Here is a 4741-nt window from a genome sequence, read left to right as displayed (position 1 = left end):
AGATCGGCAGGCCGAGTTCGGCCCGTACGCGGCGGCGGATGGTTGTCGCGATCTCCTGCGGCGAGCCGAACAGATGCGTGCAGCCGGCGACGTCGGCAAACGCCTCGTCGATGGAAATGCGCTCGACCACAGGCGTAAAATCGTCGAGCACCTTGATCGCCGCATCGCCCAGCCGCTGGTAATGGCTGAAATTGCCGCCGACGAAGATCAAATGCGGGCAGAGTTCGCGCGCCTTGCGCCCCGGCATGCCGCCACGCACGCCGAAGGCGCGCGCCTCATAGGAAGCGGCGAGCACGACGCCGCCGCCCACCGCGATCGGCTTGCCGCGCAGCGGCGGATCGAGCAACTGCTCGACAGAGGCGTAGAAAGCGTCGAGATCGGCATGCAGGATGGTGGCTGTCGTTTCCATCGACCGCACATCCGCAGTTGCTGATAGAATAGAACAAATAAAGAACAAAGATGGATGGTTGTCAAGCGAAGAGCGATTGGGTGCGGCAACAGCCATGCCGGTTCGGCTTGAACGCAACCGCCTAGACACTATGCTCCGTTCGCAGCGCCGCTTTCATCTTTTCCAGCGCTGCTTCGCCGCCTGCCGCCAACTGGTTGGCAATCCTGGCCAATCTCTCGTCGGCCTTGCGGTGCCTGCTGCCCCAGGCGCCGAGCGTCGCCAGCACCGGCAATAGGTCGATGCCTGCTTCGGTCAGCCGGTAGACCGTTCTCAAGCCATGCGTCGGGTCGTCGCTTCTGGTGAGGATGCCTTCGTCCTGAAGCGTTTGCAGTCGCTCGGCCAGCGTGCGCGAGGAGATGCCTTCGTCGGATTGCAGGAATTCGCGAAAGTGCTTTTTCCCGGCGAAGACCATGTCGCGGATGATGAGCAGCGTCCAGCGGTCGCCGATGAGTTCGAGCGACAGGTTGATCGGGCAGTCGGATTTTTCGCGCGTCGCCATCTATGGTTCCATTTCTAAATCACTTTACTATTGACATCGTTTTGGCCTTGCGTCAACAGTTCCAAATGTAAACTGTTTTGCGATAGCCGTGAGGAGAATGACGGTGAAAAAGCTGGTCCTGCAGATGCAGATGTCGGTCGACGGCTTTGTCGGCGCCACCGAGGACCATTCCTGGCAGCTCTGGGAGTGGGGTGACGAGAGCGCCTGGGACGATGAGCTGAAGCAGGACTTCAACGCTGTCTTCACAGGCGTCGATACCATCCTGCTCAGCCGCAAGATGGCGCAGGAGGGCTATCTCACCCATTGGGGCAATGCCGCCAAGAAGTTTCCGCACGATCCGTTCTACGCCTTTGCGCAACGCATCGTCGACGCCCGCAAGGTGGTGCTCAGTGATAAGCTCAAGCAATCGGCCGGGGAGCCGGCCTGGGAGCGCACGAGCGTGGCCAGCGGCGACCTGCCGCGCGAAGTCAATGCGCTGAAAGCGGGCGAGGGCGGCGACATGGCCGTGTTCGGCGGCGCCGGTTTCGCGTCGGCGCTGATTGCGGCCGGGCTGGTCGACGAGTTTCAGCTTTTCATCAACCCGGCGGTGCTGGGTGCGGGCCGCCGGATTTTTGATCAGGGCGGTTTTAGAAACCTGCGGCTGCTCGGCTCGAAGACCTATGACTGTGGCATGGTGGTCAGTCGCTATGCACCGGCGGGGTGAGGGGGACCTCCATCTTCTCCCTGCTCACTTCGCATCGTGAAAAATAATCCCGACCGTGTGGCGCATGCCTGAGCGCAGCCGGCTGACGCCATGACGCAGGTTGACGCGGTAATTGCCTTTGGTGCCCTGCACCGGCCGGTTGTGGACGGCAAAGACAACGGCGTCGCCCTGGCGCAGCGGCACCACCTCGACCCGGCTCTGCATGCGCGGCCGCTGCTCGGTCAGCGCGAACTCACCGCCGGTGAAATCCTGGCCCGGCTCGGAGAGCAGGATCGCCACCTGCAGCGGAAAGGCGAGGTCGCCATAGAGATCCTGGTGCAGGCAGTTGAAGTCGCCAGGCACATATTGCAGCAGCAGCGGCGTCGGCCGCGTCTGGCCGGCGGCATGACACTGATCGAGAAACGCGGCATGCGTCGCGGGATAACGCATAGCCTGCCCCATCCGCTCGTTCCACCGATTGGCGACCTCGGCCAGCCTGGGATAGAGCGCGCTGCGCAGGCCGCCGAGCAGGTCCGGCAAGGGATAGCGGAAATAGCGGTACTCACCCTTGCCGAAGCCGTGCCTGGCCATATGGATGTGGCTGCGGAAATGCTCTTCTTTGGGATAGAGGCCGGCGATCTCCCGGCATTCTTCGGGCGAGAGCAATTTCTCGATCACCGCGCAGCCGAAACCGTCGAGTTCGGCGGCAAGGGCGGGCCAGTCGTAACCCGCGACACGCGTCCGAGCAGCTTCAACCGCCGATGCGGCAACCCTGGCATGGGCATTCATATCGTAGCCTCCTTGTCGATCAGAGCGCGCTTGCGCTCGACGCCCCAGCGGTAGCCCGACAGCGTGCCGTCGGCGCGGACAACACGGTGGCAGGGAATGCCCAGCGCAATCGCGTTGGCCGCACAGGCCGTCGCCACGGCACGGGCGCCGTCCGGCTGGCCGAGGCGCTGGGCCAGCGCGGCGTAGGTGATGGTGGCGCCGCACGGGATGCCTCGGAGCGCCTCCCACACGCGCTGCTGGAATGGCGTGCCGCGGCGCAGGTCGAGCGGCAGGTCGAGGCCGACGCCAGGCATTTCGATGAAGCGCGCGATTGCCGCGAGATCGTCGCGCAAGGTGGCCCCGTCTTCGACCAGTAGCTTGCCCGGGAAGCGATGGCCAAGATCCCGCTCCAGTGTGTCGGCGTCCGAGCCGATCAGGATGGCGCAGACGCCGATAGCGCTGCGTGCCGCCAGGATTTTACCGATCGGGGATTCGCCGATGGCGTAGGTTATGATATCGAGGGCGGCGAGCTTGGTGACCGTCGCCGGAATATTGGTTTGTACGAGGTTCATTGCCTTCACTCCTTTGTCTGTGCCTGAACCCTAGCCACGTGCTGATTGGCGCTCACTCCGATGCTTGCTTTCAAATTCGAATCTCCAAGGCAGGTGCTCTACGGCGCCGTAGAGCGCTGATTTGGATCATTGGCACTTCGCCTGAGGACGTCATGCGACACGGGTGACGGAAATTTCGCCCAGCACGAACACTTCGCCTGATGACAGGCGCAACTCAACCTCGCCGGTTGCGGTGCGGCTCCATTCGGCTTTGCCATCATCGACCATCTGGCCGATGGCGGTCATCACCCATGATTTCGCGTCAGGGGCGCGGCGGCTGCCGGCAGCTTGGGTCTGGATGTTCGCATCGGTGGTGGGAGACCTTGCCATCGCGCGCATTGCCGGTCCTCGTCAGGCCCGTACCGACCGGTTGGCATTGTCGGACGCTGCCTCGCGGTCGAGCAGCGCGCGCTTGCGCTCCGCGCCCCAGGCGTAGCCGGAAAGTGCGCCGTCCTTGCGGATGACGCGGTGGCAGGGAATGGCGACGGCAAGATTGTTGGCGGCGCAGGCGGCGGCGATGGCGCGGGCCGCCTTAGGTGCGCCTATGCGATGCGCGATCTCGGCATAGGAAACCGTTTGGCCGGCGGGGATGGCGCGCAAGGCCTGCCAGACGCGCTGCTGGAACGCCGTGCCGCGGACGTCGAGCGGCAGGTCGAGGCCGAGCGCCGGAGCCTCGACGAAACCGACGACGCGGGCGACCAGCGCCTCGTAGTCGCGGTCGCCACCGATCAGCCGTGCCCTGGGGAAACGGTCCTGCAGGTCGCGCACCAGCGCGTCGGGATCGTCGCCGAGCAGGATCGAGGCGACGCCCTTTTGGCTGGACGCGACCAGGATGGTGCCGAGCGAGGTCTCGCCAACGGCGAAGCGGATCTCTTCATGGGAGCCGCCGGCGCGATAGCGCGTCGGCGTCATGCCGAGCATACCAATGGATTTCTCATAGAAACGCCCGCTCGAATTGAAACCGGCATCGTAGATCGCAGCCGTCACGCTGGTGCCGTCTTCCAGGCCCTGGCGGACCCTGGCGGCGCGGTGTGCGGCGGCATAGTCCTTCGGCGTCAATCCGGTGACCGCCTTGAAGATGCGGTTGAAATAACCGGCGCTGCGGCCGGCGGCATCAGCCAATTCAGCGAGCGAGGGTTCTTCCTCGCTCTGCTCGATCCTGCGGCAGGCAGCGGCGACCATCGCCGCGTTGCCGGCCTCGAGCGACGGGCCATGTGGATCGCAGCGCCGGCACGGGCGAAAACCGGTCGCCCTGGCCTGGTCCAGCGTGTCGTGCAACTGCACATTTTTCGGATTGGCGCGCCGAGACGGACAGGAAGGCCGGCAATAGACGCCCGTCGTCGCCACCGAATACCAGAATGCGCCGTCAGCGGATTTGTCGCGCGCGACGATGCGCGCCCAGCGCGGATCGTCGGTGATTTGCAGCGGCGCGGACTTCAGATTCTTGGCCAGGGTGATGAACATGACCGCATTGAAGCCACCACAAGCCGGCCCCGCCACCCGTTTCCTGACAAGTGCCTGGAGAACCTCACTTGCCTTTCCCAATTTGGGAAAATCCTCTTGTTCCCAATTTGGGAATTTGCTATATCAGGTCATGCAGATAATTGCCAAGAAGGCGCTGAAGGATTTTTGGGCAAAACACAATCAGGCCGAAGCTCCTTTGACGGCTTGGTATGTGGCTGTCGGGAATGCTGATTGGAAGACCCCGGCTGACGTCAAGTATGCGTTTGGAG

At 63.6% G+C, this 4741-nt stretch carries 6 protein-coding genes and 2 pseudogenes; 2 read left to right on the top strand and 6 right to left on the bottom strand.

Going from position 1 to position 4741, the window contains the following annotated elements:
- Nucleotides 1–409 (bottom strand): annotated as a pseudogene (locus EN969_RS17570) (DNA polymerase IV); the annotation flags it as partial.
- Nucleotides 410–530: 121 nt separating this feature from the next.
- On the bottom strand, nucleotides 531–947 hold the full coding sequence (locus EN969_RS17565; protein WP_024501648.1) for a helix-turn-helix domain-containing protein: 417 nt from the start codon (nucleotides 945–947) through the stop codon (nucleotides 531–533).
- Between the two features lie 103 nt (nucleotides 948–1050).
- Between EN969_RS17565 and EN969_RS17560 the strand changes: the two genes are divergently transcribed.
- On the top strand, nucleotides 1051–1650 hold the full coding sequence (locus EN969_RS17560) for a dihydrofolate reductase family protein (RefSeq protein WP_013530731.1): 600 nt from the start codon (nucleotides 1051–1053) through the stop codon (nucleotides 1648–1650).
- Nucleotides 1651–1674: 24 nt separating this feature from the next.
- Here EN969_RS17560 and EN969_RS17555 read toward each other — a convergent pair whose 3' ends face one another.
- The 4 genes from EN969_RS17555 to ada all read right to left on the bottom strand — a co-directional run bounded on the left by EN969_RS17555 (nucleotide 1675) and on the right by ada (nucleotide 4472).
- Nucleotides 1675–2418, bottom strand: a complete 744-nt coding sequence (locus EN969_RS17555; RefSeq protein WP_063168578.1) for a 2OG-Fe(II) oxygenase — start codon at nucleotides 2416–2418, stop codon at nucleotides 1675–1677.
- Complete coding sequence (locus EN969_RS17550; RefSeq protein ID WP_063168577.1) at nucleotides 2415–2969, bottom strand: methylated-DNA--[protein]-cysteine S-methyltransferase; 555 nt, start codon at nucleotides 2967–2969, stop codon at nucleotides 2415–2417. Before EN969_RS17550 ends, EN969_RS17555 begins: the two co-directional genes overlap by 4 nt.
- Nucleotides 2970–3119: 150 nt before the next feature.
- Nucleotides 3120–3347, bottom strand: a complete 228-nt coding sequence (locus tag EN969_RS17545) for a hypothetical protein (protein ID WP_013530734.1) — start codon at nucleotides 3345–3347, stop codon at nucleotides 3120–3122.
- Between the two features lie 12 nt (nucleotides 3348–3359).
- Nucleotides 3360–4472, bottom strand: coding sequence for a bifunctional DNA-binding transcriptional regulator/O6-methylguanine-DNA methyltransferase Ada (gene ada, locus EN969_RS17540; RefSeq protein ID WP_164758316.1), 1113 nt, complete (start codon nucleotides 4470–4472; stop codon nucleotides 3360–3362).
- Between ada and EN969_RS36065 the strand changes: the two are divergent.
- Nucleotides 4471–4741: pseudogene (locus EN969_RS36065) on the top strand (hypothetical protein); the annotation flags it as partial. The gene ada and the pseudogene EN969_RS36065 sit on opposite strands and share 2 nt — an antisense overlap.

Origin of the sequence: Mesorhizobium sp. M7A.F.Ca.CA.003.01.2.1 (assembly GCF_003998945.1) — a bacterium.
Taxonomy (GTDB): Bacteria; Pseudomonadota; Alphaproteobacteria; order Rhizobiales; family Rhizobiaceae; genus Mesorhizobium; species Mesorhizobium ciceri.
This window is presented reverse-complemented; position numbering and strand designations above follow the sequence as displayed.

Bases quoted from the DNA above. Each gene is read 5' to 3' on its own strand.
- EN969_RS17545 (WP_013530734.1), bottom strand. From the start codon at position 3,347: ATGCGCGCGATGGCAAGGTCTCCCACCACCGATGCGAACATCCAGACC.
- ada (WP_164758316.1), bottom strand. From the start codon at position 4,472: ATGTTCATCACCCTGGCCAAGAATCTGAAGTCCGCGCCGCTGCAAATC.
- EN969_RS17555 (WP_063168578.1), bottom strand. From the start codon at position 2,418: ATGAATGCCCATGCCAGGGTTGCCGCATCGGCGGTTGAAGCTGCTCGG.
- EN969_RS17565 (WP_024501648.1), bottom strand. From the start codon at position 947: ATGGCGACGCGCGAAAAATCCGACTGCCCGATCAACCTGTCGCTCGAA.
- EN969_RS17550 (WP_063168577.1), bottom strand. From the start codon at position 2,969: ATGAACCTCGTACAAACCAATATTCCGGCGACGGTCACCAAGCTCGCC.